This is a genomic window from Vibrio sp. HI00D65 (assembly GCF_001635455.1).
Lineage (GTDB): Bacteria > Pseudomonadota > Gammaproteobacteria > Enterobacterales > Vibrionaceae > Vibrio.
Map to the genome: position 1 here is coordinate 1 of NZ_LWEH01000015.1, position 1,230 is coordinate 1,230.

Genomic DNA, 1,230 nt, shown 5'->3' on the forward strand with positions numbered 1-1,230 from the left:
CCTTGCTCTTTGTAGACTGCGCGAATTGCGGTTTCCAGTTTACCTTTGATGTTTTCGCGCAGGTAGAAGTGCTGTTCTGGGGATAGTAGAGGGATAACCTCGCCATCTCGGCTACGGAAAGTGATGAAGTTTTCTGAGAAGTCTTTCATCGACGTCATCAGGTTGCTTTGCCAATCATTGATGTCTTGAGATACGGCTTTTTTCTCGACGACTTCAGCCTCAGGAAGAATCGCATTCGCCAGAGGTAGCTTATCGACTTGTTGCTGAAGGCTCGTGATACGTAGGACTAAGCCATCGCGGTCGATCAGAGGGATAGTACGAAGCTTAGTGATGTCATTAGTCATAGACTGACGCAATGATACTAGGCTTGGATCGTTAAGTGCAGCGATACGCTGATCGGCACTTTCCATTAGTTTGGTTGCGCTAACCGCATCATGCTCAAGGAATAGTTTACGACCAGCTAGTTTTACTAAGTAATCAGCTTCCGCAAGCAGCCAGTCATTTGGACGACGACCTTTCACATCGGCTACCGCTAGCTGTAGACTTTGAATGCTCTTTTGTTGTTGAGATTGTACAACCTGAGTTTTCTCTACCGCATGTGACGCTTCTTGGATAGTCTCTTGCTTGATAGCTTGCAGGTCTTTATTTACAGCAGATTGGGTATTTTGTAGCTGGGCTTGAAGTGCTGCGATTTGATCTGAATATTCAGCACTCTTTTGCTGCATTTGGAAGGCAATACCGCCGCTGAAAACAATAGAAATTGCGATAGCGATAGCGCCAAATTTCACACCACGCTTACCTTGTTTCTCTGCTTTTTCAATTTGTTCTTTGTGATCGGCTTGAAGCTGCTCATTGTGAGTCTTATTCGATGCAGGAGCATCAAGCTTTGGTTCTGTTTCTTTTGATTCAGCGGTTTCGTCTTTGGTCGCTACTGGCTGAGTATCTTGGTTCTGTTCAGGTTCAATATGCTCATTATTTTTTTTGCTTGTCATGCTTATTTCCTGTTTCTAGCTAGGGCTGGAGAGCAGCCAGTAATATTTGGTTCGCAGCACTTTGAGTATTCGTAACGTTAGAGAAACCGAGCTGTTGTGCTCGTTGTGCTATGCGCTTACTTGGAACAAACAAATGTCTCGTTGAAAGCCAAGCAGAATACTCATCAGGGGTAATGGAGCACAGATACTCCAATTGCTCCTGACTAGTGACGACTACTTTGGACGTTTTTTTGTTTAT

Annotated in this window: 1 protein-coding gene and 1 pseudogene; both read right to left on the reverse strand. The window is 44.6% G+C overall.

All coding sequences use genetic code 11. The features are described 5' to 3' along the window. Positions 1-992: uroporphyrinogen-III C-methyltransferase (locus A3712_RS04800; protein WP_063522538.1), on the reverse strand; the 992-nt coding region annotated here is incomplete at its 3' end. A 19-nt stretch (positions 993-1,011) separates the two neighbouring features. After that, positions 1,012-1,230, reverse strand: a pseudogene (locus A3712_RS26525) (uroporphyrinogen-III synthase); the annotation flags it as partial.